Source organism: Hymenobacter tibetensis, assembly GCF_022827545.1.
In the GTDB taxonomy this organism is placed as follows: Bacteria; Bacteroidota; Bacteroidia; order Cytophagales; family Hymenobacteraceae; genus Hymenobacter; species Hymenobacter tibetensis.
In genome coordinates, this window is sequence record NZ_CP094669.1 from 504,508 (window position 1) to 525,165 (window position 20,658).

16 protein-coding genes are annotated in these 20,658 nt (G+C 55.8%); 11 read left to right on the forward strand and 5 right to left on the reverse strand.

Annotated elements, in window-relative coordinates; translation table 11 throughout:
• Nucleotides 1-133: 133 nt before the first annotated feature.
• The 4 genes from pafA (at nucleotide 134) to MTX78_RS02025 (ending at nucleotide 4,440) form a co-directional block, all read left to right on the forward strand.
• Nucleotides 134-1,843, forward strand: a complete 1,710-nt coding sequence (pafA, locus tag MTX78_RS02010; RefSeq protein WP_243799443.1) for an alkaline phosphatase PafA — start codon at nucleotides 134-136, stop codon at nucleotides 1,841-1,843.
• Between the two features lie 157 nt (nucleotides 1,844-2,000).
• On the forward strand, nucleotides 2,001-2,585 hold the full coding sequence (locus MTX78_RS02015) for an inorganic diphosphatase (protein ID WP_243799445.1): 585 nt from the start codon (nucleotides 2,001-2,003) through the stop codon (nucleotides 2,583-2,585).
• Between the two features lie 125 nt (nucleotides 2,586-2,710).
• Nucleotides 2,711-3,391, forward strand: coding sequence for a DUF6766 family protein (locus MTX78_RS02020; RefSeq protein WP_243799447.1), 681 nt, complete (start codon nucleotides 2,711-2,713; stop codon nucleotides 3,389-3,391).
• 128 nt (nucleotides 3,392-3,519) lie between these two features.
• Nucleotides 3,520-4,440 (forward strand): UbiA family prenyltransferase, encoded by a 921-nt coding sequence (locus tag MTX78_RS02025; protein WP_243799448.1) that lies wholly within the window; start codon nucleotides 3,520-3,522, stop codon nucleotides 4,438-4,440.
• A 49-nt stretch (nucleotides 4,441-4,489) separates the two neighbouring features.
• Here the strand turns inward: MTX78_RS02025 and MTX78_RS02030 are convergent, their stop codons facing one another.
• Nucleotides 4,490-6,004 (reverse strand): NAD(P)H-hydrate dehydratase, encoded by a 1,515-nt coding sequence (locus MTX78_RS02030; protein ID WP_243799450.1) that lies wholly within the window; start codon nucleotides 6,002-6,004, stop codon nucleotides 4,490-4,492.
• 166 nt (nucleotides 6,005-6,170) lie between these two features.
• Here MTX78_RS02030 and msrB point away from each other — a divergent pair, with 166 nt between their 5' ends.
• Complete coding sequence (gene msrB / locus MTX78_RS02035; RefSeq protein WP_243799452.1) at nucleotides 6,171-6,638, forward strand: peptide-methionine (R)-S-oxide reductase MsrB; 468 nt, start codon at nucleotides 6,171-6,173, stop codon at nucleotides 6,636-6,638.
• Between the two features lie 402 nt (nucleotides 6,639-7,040).
• Nucleotides 7,041-7,943 (forward strand): L-serine ammonia-lyase, iron-sulfur-dependent, subunit alpha, encoded by a 903-nt coding sequence (gene sdaAA, locus MTX78_RS02040; RefSeq protein ID WP_243799454.1) that lies wholly within the window; start codon nucleotides 7,041-7,043, stop codon nucleotides 7,941-7,943.
• A gap of 19 nt (nucleotides 7,944-7,962) precedes the next feature.
• On the opposite strand, the gene MTX78_RS02045 is transcribed toward sdaAA, so the two are convergent.
• Entirely contained in the window at nucleotides 7,963-9,012 is a 1,050-nt protein-coding gene (locus MTX78_RS02045; protein ID WP_243799456.1) for a hypothetical protein, read from the reverse strand.
• Nucleotides 9,013-9,094: 82 nt separating this feature from the next.
• Nucleotides 9,095-10,474 (reverse strand): LutB/LldF family L-lactate oxidation iron-sulfur protein, encoded by a 1,380-nt coding sequence (locus MTX78_RS02050; RefSeq protein WP_243799457.1) that lies wholly within the window; start codon nucleotides 10,472-10,474, stop codon nucleotides 9,095-9,097.
• Nucleotides 10,475-10,522: 48 nt separating this feature from the next.
• Here MTX78_RS02050 and MTX78_RS02055 point away from each other — a divergent pair, with 48 nt between their 5' ends.
• Nucleotides 10,523-10,909 carry a hypothetical protein gene (locus tag MTX78_RS02055; protein WP_243799472.1) on the forward strand — a complete coding sequence of 129 codons (387 nt, stop codon included), beginning with the start codon at nucleotides 10,523-10,525 and terminating at the stop codon, nucleotides 10,907-10,909.
• Between the two features lie 4 nt (nucleotides 10,910-10,913).
• Here MTX78_RS02055 and MTX78_RS02060 read toward each other — a convergent pair whose 3' ends face one another.
• Both MTX78_RS02060 and ispF read right to left on the reverse strand, forming a co-directional pair.
• Nucleotides 10,914-12,614, reverse strand: a complete 1,701-nt coding sequence (locus tag MTX78_RS02060; RefSeq protein ID WP_243799473.1) for a M28 family peptidase — start codon at nucleotides 12,612-12,614, stop codon at nucleotides 10,914-10,916.
• A 121-nt stretch (nucleotides 12,615-12,735) separates the two neighbouring features.
• Nucleotides 12,736-13,215, reverse strand: coding sequence for a 2-C-methyl-D-erythritol 2,4-cyclodiphosphate synthase (gene ispF / locus MTX78_RS02065; RefSeq protein WP_243799475.1), 480 nt, complete (start codon nucleotides 13,213-13,215; stop codon nucleotides 12,736-12,738).
• Nucleotides 13,216-13,586: 371 nt separating this feature from the next.
• Between ispF and MTX78_RS02070 the strand changes: the two genes are divergently transcribed.
• The 4 genes from MTX78_RS02070 to MTX78_RS02085 all read left to right on the forward strand — a co-directional run bounded on the left by MTX78_RS02070 (nucleotide 13,587) and on the right by MTX78_RS02085 (nucleotide 20,605).
• Entirely contained in the window at nucleotides 13,587-14,201 is a 615-nt protein-coding gene (locus MTX78_RS02070; protein ID WP_243799477.1) for a TetR/AcrR family transcriptional regulator, read from the forward strand.
• A gap of 32 nt (nucleotides 14,202-14,233) precedes the next feature.
• Complete coding sequence (locus MTX78_RS02075; RefSeq protein WP_243799479.1) at nucleotides 14,234-15,784, forward strand: TolC family protein; 1,551 nt, start codon at nucleotides 14,234-14,236, stop codon at nucleotides 15,782-15,784.
• 100 nt (nucleotides 15,785-15,884) lie between these two features.
• Entirely contained in the window at nucleotides 15,885-17,027 is a 1,143-nt protein-coding gene (locus tag MTX78_RS02080) for an efflux RND transporter periplasmic adaptor subunit (RefSeq protein WP_243799480.1), read from the forward strand.
• A 137-nt stretch (nucleotides 17,028-17,164) separates the two neighbouring features.
• Nucleotides 17,165-20,605 carry an efflux RND transporter permease subunit gene (locus MTX78_RS02085; protein WP_243799482.1) on the forward strand — a complete coding sequence of 1,147 codons (3,441 nt, stop codon included), beginning with the start codon at nucleotides 17,165-17,167 and terminating at the stop codon, nucleotides 20,603-20,605.
• The last annotated feature ends 53 nt before the right edge of the window (nucleotides 20,606-20,658 follow it).

Consider the following 20,658-nt stretch of genomic DNA (forward strand, 5'->3'; position numbering starts at 1 on the left):
GAACCTCGCATGCTTCCTGTACGCGTAGACCTTGGATTTTGCTGCTGTGGAGCTGAATCCTAATGCGGCAACCTATCTTTGCGGCTGCTAATGCGGGTTCTTACTTCGTTGACTGTTTCAACTGCTTTTGATTTTGAAAAAGAGCCTGTGTTTCCTGCTAGCCACCGTGTTAACGGGGCATGCCTTCGCGCAAAAAAAAGACAGAGGTCTGGCGCGTCCCAAACTAGTAGTTGGTATTGTAGTGGATCAAATGCGCTACGACTACCTCTACCGCTATTGGAGCAAGTACGGTAACGGCGGTTTCCGGCGGTTGTTGGAGGAGGGATTCAGCTATGAAAACACGCATTACAACTACGTGCCGACCTACACGGGGCCAGGGCACGCCAGCATCTACACGGGTACCACGCCTTCTATGCATGGTATTGTGGGCAACAACTGGTTTGTGCGCGAAACAGCTAAAGGCACCTATGTAACGGAAGACAACACGGTGCAAGCAGTAGGAGGCACTGCCGCCGCCGGCCAACAGTCGCCGCGCCACATGCTGACGAGCACCATCACTGACGAGCTGCGGTTGGCAACCAATTTCCAGAGTAAGGTAATTGGCGTTTGCATCAAAGACCGAGGTTCCATTCTGCCGGCTGGCCATGCGGCCAATGCGGCGTACTGGTATGATGGTACCAACGGCGCTTTCATCAGCAGTACATTCTACCAGAACACGCTGCCCGAGTGGGTGACCAAATTCAACAGTGAAAACCGGGCCGAGCAATACCTAAGCAAGCCGTGGGAAACCCTGTTGCCTATTGCCCAATACACGGAAAGCACCGCCGATGATGTCGTGTGGGAGGGGACTTTCAAAGGTGAAACGAAGCCGGTTTTTCCTCACGATTTGCCCACGTTGAGTGCCGCTCCTAGCAAGGCAGTAACTGCGAGCCAGCCTACTGGCGCAGAAAAATTGCCTGCCTCCACCCGCAACCTCGACCTGATCAGGTCCACGCCATTTGGCAATTCCCTCACGGCCGATTTTGCCTTGGAAACTATTCGGGCCGAGCAACTAGGCCAGCGGGGGCAAACCGACTTTCTGGCGCTCAGCTTCAGCAGCACCGACTATGTGGGGCACCAGTTTGGCGTGAATGCCATTGAAACGGAAGATACCTACCTGCGCCTCGACCGGGATATTGCGCGGGTGCTCGACTACCTTGACAAGACAGTGGGGAAGGGGCAAGCTTTGGTGTTCCTAAGCTCCGACCACGGCGCGGCCCACAATCCTGATTTTCTGCGCAGCCAGCGCATTCCGGCGGGCTCGGTGGGCCCACGCGTGATGCGTGACTCGTTGCAGAAGGCATTGGTGAAGCGGCACGGCGCGGGCCAGTGGGTGCTTAGCTACGAAAACCAGCAGGTATACCTCAACCGTCCGCTTATTGCGCAGAAAAACCTCAACCTCCGCACCTTCCAAGACGAAGTAGCGGACATCATGATTGGCTTTTCGGGAGTTACGCGCGCCATTACGGCCGACGACTTGCAGAAGTCGCACTGGGAAAGCGGGATGCTTATGTACCTGGAAAACGGCTACTTCCCCAAGCGCAGCGGCGATGTACTGGTGGTGCTGGAGCCAGGCTGGCTGGAATCCTATCAGTACCCGGTGAACAAGGGCACCACCCACGGCTCTGCCGGTAACTACGACACCCACATACCGTTGGTATTTTGGGGCTGGCACGTGAAGCGCGGCAGTTCGGTAGTTTCGGCGCGCATTATCGATATTGCACCCACACTGGCGCAATGGCTGCATATTCAGGAGCCCGACGGCTGCACCGGCACCCCACTGCCGGAAGTATTAGGGAAATAACTTCCGCTAGCGGGTTCTGATGTGCTGATTGGAGTTCTGCCAACAAAGTTGGTGAGCCATCAGAAATCTTAAACGTTGCAACGCCGTATGTTAGCCCACTCCGTCGTCCAGTACCACACCACAACAAATCAGTAACTAGTAACTAGAAACCAATCCAATGGCTCATTTTAACCCCTGGCACGATGTAGAGCGTGGTGACAATTCACCACAAGTCGTGAACGGCATCATCGAAATCCCAAAAGGCTCGAAAGGCAAGTATGAACTGGATAAGGTTAGCGGCTTGCTGAAGCTGGACCGTGTGCTTTTCTCGGCCGTGCATTACCCTGCTGCGTACGGGTTCATCCCGAAAACATACTGCGACGATAACGACCCCCTCGATATCCTGGTGCTGTGCTCGGTTGACATCGTGCCCATGTGCCTCGTGGAAGCCAAGGTGATTGGCGTAATGCAGATGATTGACGGTGACGAGGAAGACGACAAGATTATTGCCGTGGCTGCCCATGACATTTCGGTGAATCACTTCAACGACATTGCCGACCTGCCGCCGCATACGCTGAATGAAATGCAGCGCTTCTTCGAAGACTACAAAGCCTTGGAGCACAAACACGTTACCGTGGAACGCTTCATGGGCCGTGAAGATGCCTACCGCATCATCGACGACAGCATCAAGCTCTATAACGAAACGTTTCCGAACGGATCCGATTCAGAGTCGGTGACGAAGTCCACGGGCGTCGAGCTGTAATCCAGCAAAGAGTAGTTGGAAGCCCTCCTCAACATCGGTTTGAGGAGGGCTTTTGCTTGGATAAGCAACCCCTACGGACGCACGCGGAAGGGCCACTTTTTACCTCACCTACACGTATGGGCTATATGCTTAACCAGCCTTCTTCCCCTGTTTTGCGCTTTCTATACGAGAACAGTTTGTTGTTGGCCGGCACGGCGCTAGTCTTGTTCTCGCTGGTGGGCCAGGCCCTTACGGGGTGGTACGACTACAACGGCGAGCTAGAGCAACTGCACCTGCTGCCTCTTACATTGCGGCAGTACCTTGGCTCGGGGCATTTTCTGGAAGCAACCTTCGAGAATTGGGAAAGTGAGTTTTTGCAGATGGGCTTGTTTGTGCTGCTGACCATTTGGCTGCGGCAGAAAGGCTCTTCGGAATCCAAGAAGCTCTATGAAACCGAAGACGTTGATGAAGACCCCGACCCCAACAAACCCGGCGCGCCTGGTCCGGTGAAGCGGGGCGGTTGGCAACTAGCACTCTACCAAAATTCCCTGACGCTTGCGTTCTTCCTGCTGTTCTTTGTTTCCGTCTGGCTGCACGCGGTGGGTGGGGCCGAAGTGTACAGCATCGAGCAACAGCAGCAAGGCAAACCAGCCGTGAAGGCCCTGGAGTACATGGGCACGTCACGGTTCTGGTTTGAGTCGTTTCAGAATTGGCAGAGTGAGTTCCTGAGCATCGTTTCCATTGTGGGGTTGTCTATTTACTTGCGTCAGAAAGGCTCGCCTCAGTCTAAGCCCGTGGATGCCAGCAACAGTGAAACCGGCAAATGAACGATGTCCGCTGACCAGCCATTTGCAACAGAAGTAGCGTATGCACCTACAGCAGCCAACGAGCCCCGCACCTCTATGTACTACAGCCCCGTACGGCGTTCTTGCGTTTCTTCCTGAAGTCTATACTCATGCCTTTGTCCTCTCCTAAAACACCGTCGGGGCCGCCTACTGCTTCCGCTATGGTGGGAGGCACCTGGTTGGCCGTATTACGGCGTTGGACGGATGCAGTGCTGTACAGCAGCATGTGGCTGGCACTAGCCGCGTTGGCGCTCACCTGGGCCACCTTTCTGTTTTGGCGGGTAGACATTCCGGTCCGATTGGCCCTCATGATTTTCACAGCCACCCTTTTTCTCTACAACATCGACAGCGTGTTGCCCTACAAGCATCGGCAGCCGGTGGTGCTTTCGGGGCGTAAGCGCTGGATGTTGGAACACCGGCGCGAACTGTTGGCGCTGGCGCTGGCTTCGCTGGCCGTAGCGGGGCTGTTGTTTTTCTTGGACGGCTGGCAGCACTTAACGCTCTTTCTAGGGCATTTGGCGGCTATTTCTTTGCTGTATTCGATGCCCGTAGTAAAGGTGCGAGGCCACTGGCGGGCCCTGCGCGACTTGCCGTTGCTGAAGGTGTTTTTGATTGGCTATGTGTGGGCTGCTATTACCGTTTGGGTGCCGGCTCTGTATTTAGACAAACCTCTTCTGGGGCCGGTGGTATTTCTGCTGTTTGCCCGGCGCTTTTTCTTTATTCTGGCCCTAGCCTTCGTCTTTGATATCCGGGACTACACTAAGGACCAGCTCACGGGCACGCGCACGTTTCCAGGCTTGTTCGGGGTTCGTGCCACCAAGTACATAGCTCTCGCCTCACTGGCGGCCGGAAGCGTGCTATTCCCAGCCGGTATAGGGTACGCACACATGCTGATTCTCGCGGTGCCCATCATCGTAGCAGCCCTTACCATTTGGTACGCCGAAGAATCACGCCCCGATTACTACTTTGCCTTGCTTACCGATGGTGTCATGATTCTGCAGTTCGTGGCAGTATATGTAGTAAGGTGGTGACGCCAATACGCTAGCGGCAGCACAGACAAAGACCCGAACACCAACCGTACTAGCGTTCTAAACCAGCCAAAGCCGGCCCGATGAAGCGCACGATGTCACTGGCAATAAGCCCGGCTTCGCCAGTTTGCTGCGCGGCAAGGTCGCCGGCGTGCCCATGGGCGAAGATACCGAGCAGGGCTGCATCGAGTGGGGAAAGACGTTGGTCGGCGCGCAAGGCTAGCAGCAGGCCCGTCAGAACGTCGCCACTGCCACCAGTGCCCATACCAGGGTTGCCGGTACTGTTGAAATAAAGCAAGCCCTCCGGAGTGCCCAATGCCGTGTAAGCGCCTTTCAACACGCAATAGCAAGTGTGGCGGCGGCAAAAGGCCCGGAGCAGTTCCAAGCGGTGATAGTCGTTGTGAGCCCGCTCGGTGAGGCGCTCAAACTCTTTTGGATGCGGAGTGAGCAGCGTGTTGGGCGGTAGCTGATCGAGCAGCTCGCGGTGGGTGCCCAGCAGGTTCAGCGCATCCGCATCAAGTATGAGTGGCAACGACGCCTCATGAGCTTGCTGTAGCAGTTGGCGCAGCACTTCCACAGTGGCAGGGTCCTGTCCCAAGCCCGGGCCAATGCCAACCGCCGCGTACGATTTCAAGTCGGGCAGCTCGGTTATAAAGTCAGAGGCTGGATCAGTCAGGGCCATGGCCTCTGGTACGGCAGTTTGCAGAATGATATACCCAACCGCGGGAGTACGCACGGTGAGCAGCCCTACGCCCCCGTGCAGACAAGCGCGTGCGGCCAACACGGCGGCTCCTATTTTGCCGAAACTACCTGCCAGTAGCAGTGCATGCCCAAAAGTGCCTTTGTGCGCAAATTTAGGCCGCTTGGGTAGGCGCCCGACCAAGAAATTAGTATCCACGAAATAGTTTTCCACAGGAGCGTTGTGGATAAACTCTTTATTGAGCCCGATAGGCAGCACCTCCCAAGTGCCTACTAATTGAGCGTTTTGAGGGAGCAGGTACGCTAGCTTGGGTAGCTCAAAACCCACTGTGTGCTGCGCCCGCACCACGGGGCTATCAGGAGGTTGTGGGGCGTCGGCAAATAAGCCAGAAGGCAAATCAATAGCGAAGACGGCGGTTTCGGACGAATTGAGGTGCTGCACCACCTCCGCTGCCAAGCCTTCCAGCGGCCGGCTCAAACCCGTACCAAACAAAGCATCCACTATAATACTTCTGGGAGCAAGCGTTGGGAATTTCTTGGAAACCAGTTCCACACAAGGCACGGCAGTAGGTAGCCGCTGGCGGTTGATGATGAAGTCAGGGGAGTGGGTAGCAGCCGGGAGCAGCCACACATGCACTGCGTAGCCGGAGAGGTGCAGCTGCCGAGCCACCGCTAGGCCGTCGCCGCCGTTGTTGCCGGGGCCGCAAAACAGGTGCACTTCACTGGCTGCGTTTTGGCTTAGGTGGTTGATCAGCCACTCACTGAAAGCCGTGGCAGCGCGCTCCATTAACTGGTCTGAGCGGATATTGGCTGCTTGAATAGTGGCTTGGTCGGCGGCACGGGTTTGTTCGGCGGAGAGGATCTTCATGATTTTTATTTACGAGCCCAACCAAGTAGTACGTAGAATACGAGTAATTATAGAAGCTGTACAGCAGTCTTCTAGCAACCCCAACAGGGCAGATATAAACTTCCGTGTTGAGGTTTGCGTTTTGCTGATAACACTTGTAGCATCAACCCGCCAAAACCAACCTTATATGCAAACCTGGAAAGACGTTATCCACTTGGCTAGCCATCCGGCTCCTGCACCACGCCGCGTAGAGAAAACGGATGCCGAGTGGAAAGCCCAACTCACCTCCGAGCAATACCACGTAACTCGCCAGCACGGCACCGAGCGCGCTTTCACCGGCGAGTACTGCGAAGCTCACGAAGCCGGCCTCTACGCCTGCATCTGCTGTGGCACTCCACTCTACGATTCGCGCACCAAGTTCGAGTCTGGTACCGGCTGGCCCAGCTTCACGCAGCCCGTCGACGAAAGCGCAATCCGGTATAAGAAGGATACCAGCTACGGCATGACCCGCGTAGAAGTGCTTTGCAACATCTGCGACGCTCACCAAGGCCACGTCTTCCCCGACGGTCCGGCCCCGAGTGGCTTGCGCTTGTGCATCAATTCGGCCAGCATCAAACTGGTGAGTGAGACCAAAGAAGCTGCCGCTACGAAGTAAGAGCAGCGCGTATTACGCGCCGTAGTTTTTTAGAGGCCGAGCAAGTTGTCGAGTAAGACACTAGCCGGCCTCTATTTCTTTGGCGCTTGATCGTATGTTGGAGTCTTGTACCCATCGGAACGACTGAGCTTACCAACGACAATGGATCGTACAGAGAACAGCTAAAAAAGTACAGTTGCTATGAGAGAACTGCATTGTTGCTGCTACACAGGAATATGACTGATTGAATAGTAGAGCGAAGCCGATAACAAACGCAGTTCTATTTGAAGTGTAACCAACCGCAGCCGAGTTTTGCGTAGGTTCAGGTGAAACAAGCCGGCAGATGCACTTTGCTGCCGCGTTGCTTGTTTCCTTGCAGCACCCCGTCTTCTCTGAAATTTCCCACGTTCTATCTTCCCCATCATGTCTTTGCTCTTCACTGATTTTGCTTCCTGGCGGGCGCACTGCGCCGCTACCGGCGAGCCGCTTTACCAGCCCGTGCTGACCTATGAAATCGAGCAAAAAGGCCGGTCGGAAGAAGAAATATGGGTGGGCTTGCAGCGTGCCTATGACGTGATGCGCGATGCCGTGCAGACCGGCCTCACCCAGGACATGACCTCCCGCTCGGGTATGATCAACAACGGCGCGAAAAAGATTGCGGCTTCTCCAGTCACTGTGTTGTCGCCGGAGTTCAAGAACCTTATCATGCGCGCTTTTGGGGCTAAAGAAGTGAATTCATGCATGGGCCGCGTGGTGGCTGCGCCTACTGCTGGCGCTTCGGGCATCTTGCCAGGTGTGCTCGTCACGCTTCAGGAGCTACACCACCTATCCGATAGAACCATTCTAGAAGGACTATTAGTAGCAGCCGGTATTGCGCTCATCATCGAGCAAAACGCCTCGTTGGCGGGAGCCGTGGGGGGATGTCAGGCGGAAACCGGCTCGGCGGCAGCCATGGGCAGTGGGGCTATTGTCTATTGCCTAGGCGGCTCCGTTGACCAGGCGTTTGCGGCCGTAGCCGTTACCATCCAGTGCATGCTCGGGTTGGTGTGCGACCCGGTGGCGGGTTTGGTGGAAGTTCCCTGCGTGGTGCGCAACGCCTCGGCGGCGGCTATTGCCTTCTCCTCGGCTCAAATTGCCATTGCCAACATCGACCCCGTTATTCCCGTCGACCAGTGTGTGGCGGCGCTTGGCGAGGTAGGCCAGAGCATGGAAACCCGCTACAAGGAAACGGCCCTGGGTGGGTTGGCTAACACCACGCGCGGCCGCGAAATTGAGAAGATGGTGCTGGTGCAGGACGTGCAGATTCTGCCCGACGAGGACCAGTAAGCAACTGTTTGCCAGCGGGCTACACAGACTTCACTTCCGGTGCCATGGTCAGCTTGCCCAAAAACTCCAACGCCGTAGCATAACGGCCCCGAAACTCACGGTAGTGCTTCCAAGCCTCGTCACGAGCGGGGCGCATAGGCAGTCCTGCTTCCTGCAAATCCTGGTAAGTCCTTTCAAAGTCGGCGCGGGCGGGGTCTTCTACGGGGTCATTATCGGGGATAATGGTGGAAGGGGTAGCGTCTAATCCTTCATCGAAAAAGCGGTACACCCGGTTGACGGCCAAGCAGCCGGCCTTGAAAGTTACCTCGATCTGGGGGTCGCGCTTGTCGTCAACGGCACTGAACATCAAGGAGGCCGTGTCCAGGATCAGGGCCGCTGCCGTTACCCAGGAGCGGCCTGGCTGCGGCGAACGGAAAAACGATAGGATGGGAAGCGAAGTGTGGCTTTCCTCGATTTCCACAAACCATTCTTCCCATTGCTCCCACTGGCTGGCATCATCATGCAGAGAACCACTGCGATTGAGCCACTGCAACAACGCGCACGCTGAAGGAGGAGTGCCGGACCGTAGCTCCAAGCGCGACACCACAATTTCGCGCCGCGAGAAGGCCTGATAGATGGTGGGCAGATACGAGATGAGCAGCGTCATCAGCAGCAGGCCCATGGTCGCTTCGGCAAAGGTGAAGCCCGTGATAATGGGCCCCCGCGTTTTGTGTGTGCCAAGAGTGAGCAGCGAACTACCGCTGAGCTGATAGCATTCCAGCCAGGAGCCTTCGTACAACCCCCAATAAATCATTGTGTAGCCCGCCGCAATTACAGCTAGCCACACGATGGGCAGCGCCACCAAGGCGATAGGGGCGTAATGGGCCTGCACTTGGTCGCGTAGGCCGAATGTGGAACGGGTGGAGGCGGCCCAGTTGAAAATGAAGCGCAGGCCTTGGAATACGTAACCGTTTAGCCGCACCACCTCATTGCGGGGTAATACAAACGAGCGAATCGCGGCAGACAGGGTAATAAGAATCAGGATGATGCCAGCAGCAAAAGCCAGTATACGCGGCACAAGTTCTAGCATAGACAAACAAAAAAGGCAGCTAATTGAAGCTGCCTTTCTACTCTGATTCAAGCTAATAAGTTGGGGAGTCCACTTGCGCAAGCTAATTCCGCGCCTTCCAGAGCTGTTTGAACGATTTCGGTGCCACTTCCAGCGCGTCGCGGCGTTTGCTCCAGCCTACTTGGCTGAGTAGGCGCAGCAGCACCCAGTTTTTGGCGCGGGCAGGCAGCAAGTCCAGTAAGCGGCGGTTTTTCATGGCCACCAGCCAGAGCCGGATAGCCGTGCGCTCCTCTTTGTCGGTGTGGCCTTCGCGCACCACCTGCTGGCGGTTTTGAAGCAACAGATTGTGAATCGGAATCTTCACGGGGCACACCGAAGTGCACGCGCCGCACAACGACGAAGCGTAGCTGAGGTGCTTGTTTTCGGCGAGGCCGCTCAAATGAGGCGAGATAACCGAACCAATGGGCCCCGAATAGGTGGTTTCATAGGCGTGGCCGCCAATGTTTTTATACACGGGGCAGATGTTGAGGCAGGCGCCGCACCGGATGCAGTTCAACGATTCGCGCTGGGCTGGCTGTGCCAGCAGATTGGTTCGGCCGTTATCGAGCAGCACCACAATCATTTCGTCGGGGCCGTCTTTCTCTAGTGGCTGGCGCGGACCGGTGTAGATGGTGTTGTACACCGTCACTTGCTGGCCGGTGCCGCTGGTGCTCAGCAGGGGCCAGAACAAGGCCAGGTCATCCAGCTTCGGAATCACCTTCTCGATGCCCACAATGGCGATGTGGGTGCGTGGGAAAGTGGCCGATAACCGGGCATTGCCCTCATTTTCGGTCACGGCCACGGCGCCAGTGTCGGCAATCAGGAAGTTGCCGCCCGTGATGCCCACCTCGGCGGTGGTGTACTTGCTGCGCAACAAGTGCCGCGCTGTGAGTACTAGTTTCTGGGCATCGTCGGTGTACTCTATGCCTAGGTGCTTAACGAAGATGTCGGCAATATCCAGCTTGCTTAGGTGCATGGCCGGCGTCACGATGTGATACGGCCGCTCACCGTTCAGCTGCACAATGAACTCGCCCAAATCGGTTTCCACCGACTCGATGCCGTTCTTTTCCAGGAACTTATTGAGGTGGATTTCCTCGGTGGTCATGCTTTTGGCTTTCACCACGGTGCGGGCCTTGCGCCGGGCCATGATCTTGCCAATCTCACGCAGCGCTTCATCGGCATCCTGCGCCCAAATTACTTTGCCGCCGCGCGCCGTAAAGTTGCGCTCGAATTCCAGCAGGTATTCGTGCAGGTTGTTGATAACCGTGGACTTCAAATAAGAAGCCCGTTCCCGCGCCAGTTCATGGTCTTGGTAGAAGGCGAGGCCCGTACTAACAGCCGCATTATACTTCCCGATATTGAAGCGAATTTTGCGGCGGTGCTCTAAGTCAAAAGCCTTTTTTTCGCTGTCGAGCTGAAACTGGCTGGATTTCGTGGCTATCATGGCAATGCACTTATTTACTATTGCAATGTACTTAATCTGGAGCCCAACATGGCCTATACTCGCATTCCGATACCACTCCCGCCCGAAGGCTTTCCTGTTCCGGTAGATGCAATTACGAGTTCATTTCGGCTGTTTGGACTGTTGCCGGGCTACTCCAAAAACGACCTTGGTAGTTGTCTGGTGCTTTTCCCGGCTCAATGGACTATAAAGATACTGACCACGCAGCACTATGCCTATTCCGACATCTTGCAAGTCGATTTCAAACCGGAAAGTTTCTGGCGCCGCGAGCAAGTGATGCTGAAGGTGGCAGAGGAAAGTACGTGCTATTACATAAAACCCTCGTCCGCGGCTATCACCCGAGACTTTCTTGGGTTCTGCCACAAACGAGGGTTAACGTTGACGCCCGCAGCCCAGCAGGTGGCGTCTGTGAGCTAAGGCGCTATTTCTTGTTGGAGTCCACCACGATACGGGAGTCGCGGTTGGCTACTTCCCAAGCCGAGTGAAACACCAGGCGGGCGCGCTTTTCCATCTGCGGAAACTCGATTTTCTCTACTTCGTCGCCGGCACCATGGTAGTCGTCGTGCACGCCATTGAAGAAGAAGGCCACCGGGATTTTGTGCTTGGCGAAATTATAGTGGTCGGAGCGGTAGTAGAACCGGTTCGGATCTTCGGGATCGTTGAAGCGGAAGTCCAAGTCAATCTTTGTGTACTGCGCGTTGGCATTGAGCACAATTTCGTGCAGCTCCGTGGAGAGCTTGTCGGAGCCAATAACGTACACGTATTCGCTTTTGCCTTCGTGGTCTTTGTCGGTGCGGCCAATCATGTCGGTGTTCAGGTCCGCTACAGTGGCGGTCAGCGGGAAGATGGGGTGGTCGGTGTAATACTCCGAGCCCAGCAAGCCTTTTTCTTCGCCCGTTACGGCCAAGAACAGCAAGCTACGGCGTGGACCATGGCCTTCTGCCTTGGCTTTCAGAAAGCCTTGCGCCATTTCCAACAGCGTTACCGTGCCTGAGCCGTCGTCGTCGGCACCGTTGTGCACCTCGCCGCCTATCACCCCAATATGGTCGTAGTGCGCAGACAGCACCACTACTTCGTCCTTTTTGTCGGTGCCTTCCAGGTACCCCATAACGTTTTCAGTGGTGAAGTCTTCCACTTTCTTGGGGGCTTTCACTGAAAATTTTGCGGGCTTGAAAGGGCTAGCCACGGGCTTGCCCGCCTGACCCACGCTGGCTATGTACTTGGTTACGGCTGCCTCATTGGTGCCTAGCAGCTTGTAGCCCACCGCCGGCGACACAAAGAACGAGGAACGGCGCGTACCTGGCTTGGCATCCTTAAACGAAATGCTGGGGCGGCTCACGTACTGCGACACCCGGCCTAATGATTTGCTGAAGTTGCTGTTCGGGTTGAAGTCCACGAAAAACACCGAGCGGGCGCCTTTCTCGGCAGCCAGCGCGGCCTTGGCCCGGTAGTCGTTGCCCCACTTGCTGTTCGCGCCGTCTTTGCCAAGCAGCGGCTTGCCGTCCGCCGACTTCGGCTCGTCGAGCAGAATGACAAGGTCTTTGCCTTGCACGTCTTTGCCCGCATAGTCGGAGTAGCCGTCTTGCTCGATGCCGTAGCCCACGAAAACGGGCTGCACGGTGGTTTCCTGCTGGAAAGGCGTAACGCCTAGCCCGTAGAAATCAACCAGCCAGTTAAAGGTCTGGCCACCTACTTTCATCGTGCCACCTTCGGCCCAAGTGCTGCGCTCCATCGTGAAGTGCTGCAGATAGGGGTTGTCGGAACCTTGCACGGGGCCAGTTAGGCCAAGATCTTTGAACTGCTTGCTTAAGTAGTCGGCAGCCATTTTCTGGCCTTTCTCACCAGTTTCGCGGCCTTCGTAGGCATCCGAAGCTAGGATGGTGAGGTGCTTGCGCAAGTCTTCCTGCGTGATGGTTTGGCCGTATTGGCCGGCCAGATCTATCTGGGCGGCGGGCTGTGTAGCGGGAGTGGATTCGGTGGTCGGGGCGGGGGTGGCCGCCGCCTCGGTCTTGTCTTTCTTGCGCTTGCTCTTGATTTTAACTTTCTCAGGTGCCTGCTGAGCCACGGCCGAAACCGAAAGCCCCGCCACTAGCAGCCAGGTCAGAAGAGGTGATTTGTGCATGAACTAGGATGTAAGATGGGGGTGATGGGTGGAGTGAGTGACAACCGAATAGTGCGTGGCCGCGCCGAAAAACAGGTAATACGGCACGTCTGCACTACGTCACTCAATCACAAAATCACCGCTAAGGTTGCATGATGAGAACAGAAGCGTAGGCGGCCACGCCTTCGCGGCGGCCAACAAAACCCAGTTTTTCGGTGGTGGTGGCTTTGATGCTAATATCGTTTTGCTCGATCTGCATCACGTCGGCCAGCACCCGCTGCATTTCCGGAATGTGCGGGTTCACCTTCGGCGCTTCCAGACAGATGGTGGAATCGATATTGGAGATGGTATAGCCCCGCTCGTGGAGCAGGCGGACCACTTCGGTCAGCAGCCGCTTGCTGTCGATGCCCTTGTACTGCGGATCGGTGTCGGGAAAGTGGAACCCGATGTCGCGCAGGTTGGCCGCACCGAGTAGCGCGTCGCAGATAACGTGGATAAGCACATCAGCGTCGGAGTGGCCAAGGGCGCCGTGGGTATGCGGAACCTGAATACCGCCCAGCCAGAAGGGGAGGCCTTCTTGGAGCTGGTGAACGTCGTAGCCGAAGCCGGTACGGATTTTCATGGGAACGAGAGTAGCAAGTGAAGCTACGAAGGTACGCACGGTCCTCTGAAGCACCGTCTGCTTGCTTCTTCAAGGCAATTCCGCCTCTCCATTCGAACTATAAGCAGCATGGACGCATCCCCGTAACGCAGCGGACGTGGGCTTTTCGCTACCCAATTCGGTATTGCAAAACGGCATGCAACTGGGCGCTACAGTCTGCTGTCGCGGCCGAGCTTGAAAAAAATATGTGTGCCGCAATAAAGTAAAACCACAATCCAAACGTCAGTGGCAGAGCATGGAACTATCTGACTCCAAGAATTGATAGTAAAAAAGTAATGGAAACTTAGGAAACATCGAAAGTTTCCTGCGTACCTTTGGAGCCAGAAGCAACTATGGAGATTAAAGACCGCATCTTATTGGCAGCGCGTGAACTCTTCACCCTCCGGGGTATCAAGAGTGTATCGATGGACGACATTGCTACGCATCTGAGCATGTCGAAAAAAACACTCTACAAATGGTTCGAAAACAAAGACCAGATAGTGGAAGGCGTGATGCGCCATCACCTAGGCCAGACCCAGAGCGAATGTCAAACCATACTCTGTGGGGCTGAATCAGCTATTGCTGAGCTATTTGGGATGATGGATTGGATGAAAAGTCAGTTCACTGATATGCATCCCAGCATTTTCCATGATTTGCAGAAATATTATCCGGCGTCTTATAAGCTCTGGCTTGAACATAAAAACGACTACATCCTAGAACAGATAACCGACAACCTGCGCCGGGGCGTGCAAGAAGGCCTCTACCGCGCCGACCTTGATATCGATGTACTGGCTCGCCTACGCCTAGGGCAAATCGAAATGGCCTTTAACCCAGTGGTTTTCCCGCCCCGCATCTTCGACCTGCAGCGGGTCTCGCTCATTACGCTAGAGCACTTTATGCTGGGCGTTGCCACCCTCAAGGGGCACAAGCTAATCAACCAATACCGTCACGTGACGGAAGAAGAATAATGCCGCGTACCTCCCCTTCCACTATGCATTCCATGAGAACACGCTTCCGCATTCTGCTCGTAGCAGCAGGGGCAGGCTTGCTAAGTCTGCAGCCAGCGCTAGCCCAAACGCCTGCTACCGGTCAACCGGTGGCCAGCAGCGCGCCCATGTCCCTGACGCTGCAGCAGGCTATCGACTATGCGTTGCAAAACAAATCGACGCTGCAAAGCCAGCGCATCAACGAGCAGGTAGCCAGAGCCCGCATAGGCGAAATTAAAGCTACCGGCTTGCCCCAGATCAACGCCAACGCCGCCCTTACCGACAACTTCAAACTGCAACGGTCGCTCGTCGACTTTGGGGCGTTTGCGGGCGGTCCGGGTACTTTGGACGGTGCTCGGCTCACGCCGCAGCAACTCGCTTCTGTGAATGCTGGCCAGGAAGTGGTGCTGGCGCCTGCTTACACGCCCGTGGAATCTGCTGGTCCACAGCCACTTGCATTTGGCTTACGGTTTGCCGGCAACACTTCGGCTTCGGCTTCGCAGCAACTCTTCAACGGCTCCTACCTATTGGGGCTGAAAGCCGCTAAAGTGTACGAGCAGCTTTCCGTGAAGCAAACCGTACAGACCGAGATTGAGGTGGTGGAGCAGGTATCGAAAGCCTACTACAGCACCCTGGTAGCGCGCGAGCGGCTGACGCTGCTGAACCGTAACGTACAGCGCCTCGATACGCTGCTGTTCCAGACGCAACAGACCTTCAAGCAAGGTTTCGTTGAAAAGCTAGATGTGGACCGGCTGCAGGTGCAGGTAAACAACCTGAAAATCGAAGCCCAGAACGCTCAACGTTTGATTGACTTGAGCTTGGCGCTGCTTAAGTTCCAGATGGGCCTCGACCAGCGGCAGGGCGTAGAACTTACGGGCGCCCTCGATGCAGCCGTTTTGGATGCCGAGCGCGACAAGCTGAAAAGTGCTGGCAGCGAGTTCGACTACAACAACCGCATCGAGTACTCGGTGCTCGAAACCCAGCGCGACCTAGCTGTGCTCGACATCCGCAACCGCCGGGCTGGCTACCTGCCAACCCTGAACCTGACGGCTGCCTACGGTTTCTTGGGCTCTGCGCCCAAGCTGGGCGAACTGCTTGAATTCCGTGGACCGAACTCCACCTACCTGTCGCCTAGCGGCCGCCCTATCCTCAACCAGAACTGGTTTGGTTTCGGCAATGTGGGCTTGGCGCTGAACATTCCCATCTTCGATGGCTTCCGTAAGAGATACTCTATTCAGCAAGGACGGCTGGCGCTGGAGCAAGTCAACAAAGGCTTCACTACCCTGCAGCAAAGCATCGACCTGGAGCGTCGGCAAGGCGAAACCACCTTGCAGAACAGCCTCGACGTGCTAGCCAACCAAAAGGCCAACCTCGATTTGGCGACTGATGTGGCCCGCGTAGCCAAAATCAAGTTTCAGGAGGGCGTAGGCTCCAACCTGGAAGTAATTACGGCCGAAACCGACCTGCGCCAGGCACAAACCAACTACTACTCGTCGTTGTACGATGCCCTGGTGGCTAAGGTGGACTTCGACAAAGCGGCTGGTACGCTGTATCAGAAAAAATAAGCAGCTGGAAGCTGGCAGGCGGCGCAGGCAACAACACCTGCTTGGCTGCTTTCCAGCGTCTAGCTCCAAGCTCCAAACACTCTAGCATCTAGTTACTTCCATGAAATATCTCTCTTCTTCTGCTGTTCTTGCGTTGGCTCTGCTAGCCGCTTGCGGCCAACAAAAAGATCCATCGGCTGAACTCGCCGAACTGAAAAAGGAACAGGCTGCCACGCAGGCCAAAATTGCCGAGCTGGAATCGAAAGGTGGTGCCAAAGCCGGTGCTGAAGGTGGCGAAGCTGCTGCCGGCAACGCGAATGCAGTGCCGGTGTCCATCCTGAAAGTTGCGCCTGAAAGCTTCAAGAGCTACCTGGAAGTGCAGGGCCGGGCCGACTTCGACCAGAATGCTACCGTAGCAGCCCGTTCGGCTGGTACGCTCACCAGCGTGCGTGTGCGGCGCGGCGACCGGGTGAGCAAGGGCAAAGTACTGGCTTCCATTGATGCTTCGGTATTAGAAGCCAGCATTGCGGAGCTGCGCACCCGCATGGACTTGGCCCGCGTGATTTACGAAAAGCAGGACCGCCTCTGGAAACAACAGATCGGTACGGAAATTCAGTATCTGCAAGCCAAAAACAACTACGAGGCCTTGCAGCGCAACCTAACGACCCTCAATCGCCAGCGCGAACTGTACAGCGTGGTAGCGCCCTTCAGCGGTACCGTTGACGATGTATTGCCTAAGCTCGGCGAAACAGTGGCAGCGGGTACGCCCGTGGTACGCCTCGTAAGCGGCCAGGGCGCCAAAATCGTAGCCGACGTGTCGGAGGCGTACGCTTCCCGCATCAAGGCCGGCGACAAGGCGCTGGTAACCATTCCGGATCTGGGCAGCGAAGAACTACCCGCTACCGTACGGGTGGTGAGCCAGACCATCAACCCTACCAGCCGCACCTTCACCGTGGAGCTGCGCCTGACTGGTAACGGAGCCGCCCGCCTGAGCCCGAACATGGTGGCTACCGTGCGTGTTCAGAATTATGACCGTCCGAATGCCACCGTGTTGCCCGTTGATTTGGTGCAGCGCGATGAGCAGAACAGCTACGTGCTGGTAGTGCAGGAAAAGAACGGAAAGAAGGTGGCTGCCAAGCGCGTGATTCAGGTTGGCAACACCTACAACGGCAAGGTGGAAGTTACCAGCGGTCTGCAAACTAATGATCAAGTTATTTCGGCAGGCTATCAAAATCTCAATGAAGGTCAGGCCGTTAGCATCTAACAACTGGCAGCTTTCAGCTACAAGCTTTGCCTTGCCGTCTGTTGCTCGTGACTTCGTGACTTATAGCCCTAAACCAGAAAGCCATTCGTCCATTCAAGCCGGAAGCGTAGCGCTTACCGCTTGTAGCTAAATTAAATATGCAAGACGTAGAAAAAGAATTTGGCCCTACCAGTTGGTCTATTGATAACAAGACCAGCATCTACATTATCACGCTCATCTTATGCGTAGCGGGCATTTTTGCCTACATCAAGCTGGGCAAAGAGAACTTCCCCGACATCGTAATTCCGCGTATCATCGTGGCCACGGTGTATCCAGGTACTTCGCCGGCCGACATCGAGAACTTGGTGACGCGCCAGTTGGAGAAGGAAATCAAGTCGGTGAACGGGGTGAAGAAAATCAACTCCACCTCCAACCAGGACTATTGCATCGTTGACATCGAGTTCAACTCCAACGTGGACGTGCAGTACGCCAAGCAGCTCATCAAAGACGCCGTCGATAAAGCCGCCGATGAGTTGCCCAACGACTTGCCTTCGCCGCCTACTGTGAACGAAGTGAACTTGTCGGAGCTGCCGATTATGCAGATCAACTTGGCCGGCAACTTGCCGAGCAGCCAGTTGAAAAAGTATGCCGACGACTTCCAGGATAAAATTGAAGCCCTGCCCGAAATCACCCGTGTAGATATCGTGGGTGCCCTCGACCAGCAGGTGAACGTGGACGTGGACCTCTACAAGCTCCAGGCTTCGCGCCTGAGCTTCGGCGACATCGAGCGGGCCATTGCCAGCGAGAACATCACCATTTCGGGTGGTTCTATTGACGTAGGCGACCAAACGCGGGCCGTGCGGGTAGCCGGCCAATACGCTCGGGCTGCCGACATTGCCAACATTCAAGTGAAAAACCTGAATGGCTCGTCGGTGCGGCTCGGTGATATTGCCACGGTGGAAGATGCGTTCAAAGACCGCGAAAGCTACGCTCGCCTCGACGGCAAAACGTCGATCAGCCTGAACGTAGTGAAGCGCCAGGGCGAAAACCTGATTGAGGCTTCCGACAAGATCAAGGAGATTATCAAAGACTCCAAGTCTTCGCTGCCTACCGAACTGGACATCACCATCACCGGTGACACCTCCAACGACACCCGCGTAACCCTCAACGACCTGATCAACACCATTATCATCGGTTTCATCCTCGTGACCGTGATTCTGATGTTCTTCATGGGTACCACCAACGCCTTGTTCGTAGGCTTGTCGGTGCCGATTTCCATGTTCCTGGCTTTCCTGATGCTGCCCGTCATGGACTTCTCGCTGAACATGATTGTGCTGTTCGCCTTCTTGCTAGCCCTCGGTATTGTGGTGGACGACGCTATTGTGGTAATCGAAAACACGCACCGTTTGCTCCATGAGCACCCCAACCTAACCACCGCCCAGGCCGCTAAATTTGCGGCGGGTGAGGTGTTCATACCCGTATTAGCAGGTACGCTAACCACCGTAGCGCCCTTCGTGCCGCTGATGTTCTGGCCGGGTATCGTGGGTAGCTTCATGTTCTACCTGCCCGTTACGCTGATTATCACGCTCATGTCGTCGCTGATTGTGGCCTTCATCATGAACCCGGTATTTGCCGTGAGCTTCATGCAGCGCGAAGACCACGCTGGCGAACATAAGGTGGAAGGCAAGCCAAGATTGTCCCGCGGCTTCCTCATCGCCTTGGGCGTACTGGCTCTGATTGCGCTTATCGGTTATGTGAGCGGCTCGACCTTCCTGGGCAACTTGTTCGTCACCATCCTGGTGCTGTGCTTGCTCAACGAGTTCGTATTTGTGCACATGATTGCCGGGTTCCAAACCAGAGTGCTGCCCCGCATGCAGCACGGGTATGGCCGCTTGGTGAACTGGGCCATCAACTGGCCGAAGCTCATCATGACAAGCATGGTGGTCCTGTTTGTTTTGTCGGTAATGGCAGTAGGAGCCCGCAAGCCTAAGGTGGACTTCTTCCCCAAAGGCGACCCCAAGTTCATCTACTCCTACCTAAAGATGCCAGTTGGTACGCGGGTAGAAGTAACGGACTCGGTGGCGCGGGAACTGGAGAAGCGTATCTACGGTGTAATCGGCCGCAACAACCACGACGTGGAATCGGTGATTACCAACGTCGCCATTGGTGCCGGCGACCCAGGCGAAGCGACGGCTACGGGTGTGTCGCAATCCAACCTGGCCAAAGTAGCAGTGGCTTTCAAGGAAACCAGTGAGCGTACCGGCGTTCCTACCAGCACCTACATGAACAAGATTCGGGAGGTGGTGAAAGGTATTCCCGGCGCCGAAGTTTCGGTTGACCAAGAGTCTAGCGGTCCGCCGACCGGTAAGGAAATTGCCATTGAAGTAGCCGGCGACGATTATCAGCAGCTGGCGGCTCTCTCGAAGAAGGTGGAGCGCTATGTTGATTCGCTGAACATTGGCGGCATCGAGGATCTGCGCTCCAACCTGGAAGACCGCAACCCTGAAATTGCGGTTAACATCAACCGGGTGCGGGCCAACCGCGAAGGTATCAGCACAGCTCAGATTGGTTCGGAAGTCCGCACGGCCATCTATGGTTTCGAAGCCAGCAAATTCAAGACTTCCGACGACGATTACCCCATTCAGGTGCGCTACGCCCAGCCTTACCGCGACGACGTGGATGCCATCCTGAATGCGCCCCTCTCGTTCCGTGATGCTACCGGCCAGATCCGTCAGGTACCGATTTCGGCCGTGGCCGACGTGGACTACAGCACCACCTATGGTGGCATCAAGCGCAAAGACGTGAAGCGCGTTATCACTATCTCGTCGAACGTGCTTAACGGATTTACGGGCCCCGATGTGGTAGCGCAGATTGACCGCGCCTTGCAATCTTACCCAACGCCGCCCGGCTATACTATCAAAATGGGTGGTGCGCAGGAAGACCAGCAGGAAACCAGCGACTTCTTGGGCGTAGCCGCCATCGGCGCCATCGGCCTGATCTTCTTGGTGTTGGTGATGCAGTTCAACTCGATTAGCAAGCCGCTCATCATCCTAACCGAAATTATCTTCTCGGTGATTGGGGTAATGCTCGGGCTGGCCATTACGGGCATGAACATCAGTATCGTAATGACCGGGGTAGGTATTATTGCCTTGGCAGGTATTGTGGTGAAGAACGGTATTCTGCTCGTTGAATTCACGGACATGCTCCGCTCACAGGGCATGCCACTCCGGGAGGCCATTGTGCTGGCCGGACGTACGCGCCTGAACCCCGTGATTCTGACGGCCACAGCCGCTACCCTCGGCTTGATTCCGTTGGCTATCGGCCTCAATATCGACTTCTACGAGCTGTTCAACAGCGGCCACCCGAACTTCTTCATCGGGGGTGAGTCGGTGGTTTTCTGGGGGCCCTTGGCTTGGACCATCATTTTTGGTCTGGTGTTTGCGACCGGTATTACGCTGCTAGTAGTACCCGTGATGTACCTGATTACGGAGCGCATCAAAGAGAAGGTGGGCCGTCATCCGGCTGGCCATCCTCCGGTGTCACCCGACGGTACTGAAAAAGTACGGCCAGCTGCCTCGCCAGCTATGGCCGAAGTTTAGATTCACTGTTTTTGGAGTAGGGTGCAACCCTTTTCATAGTTGGTGCCCTCTTT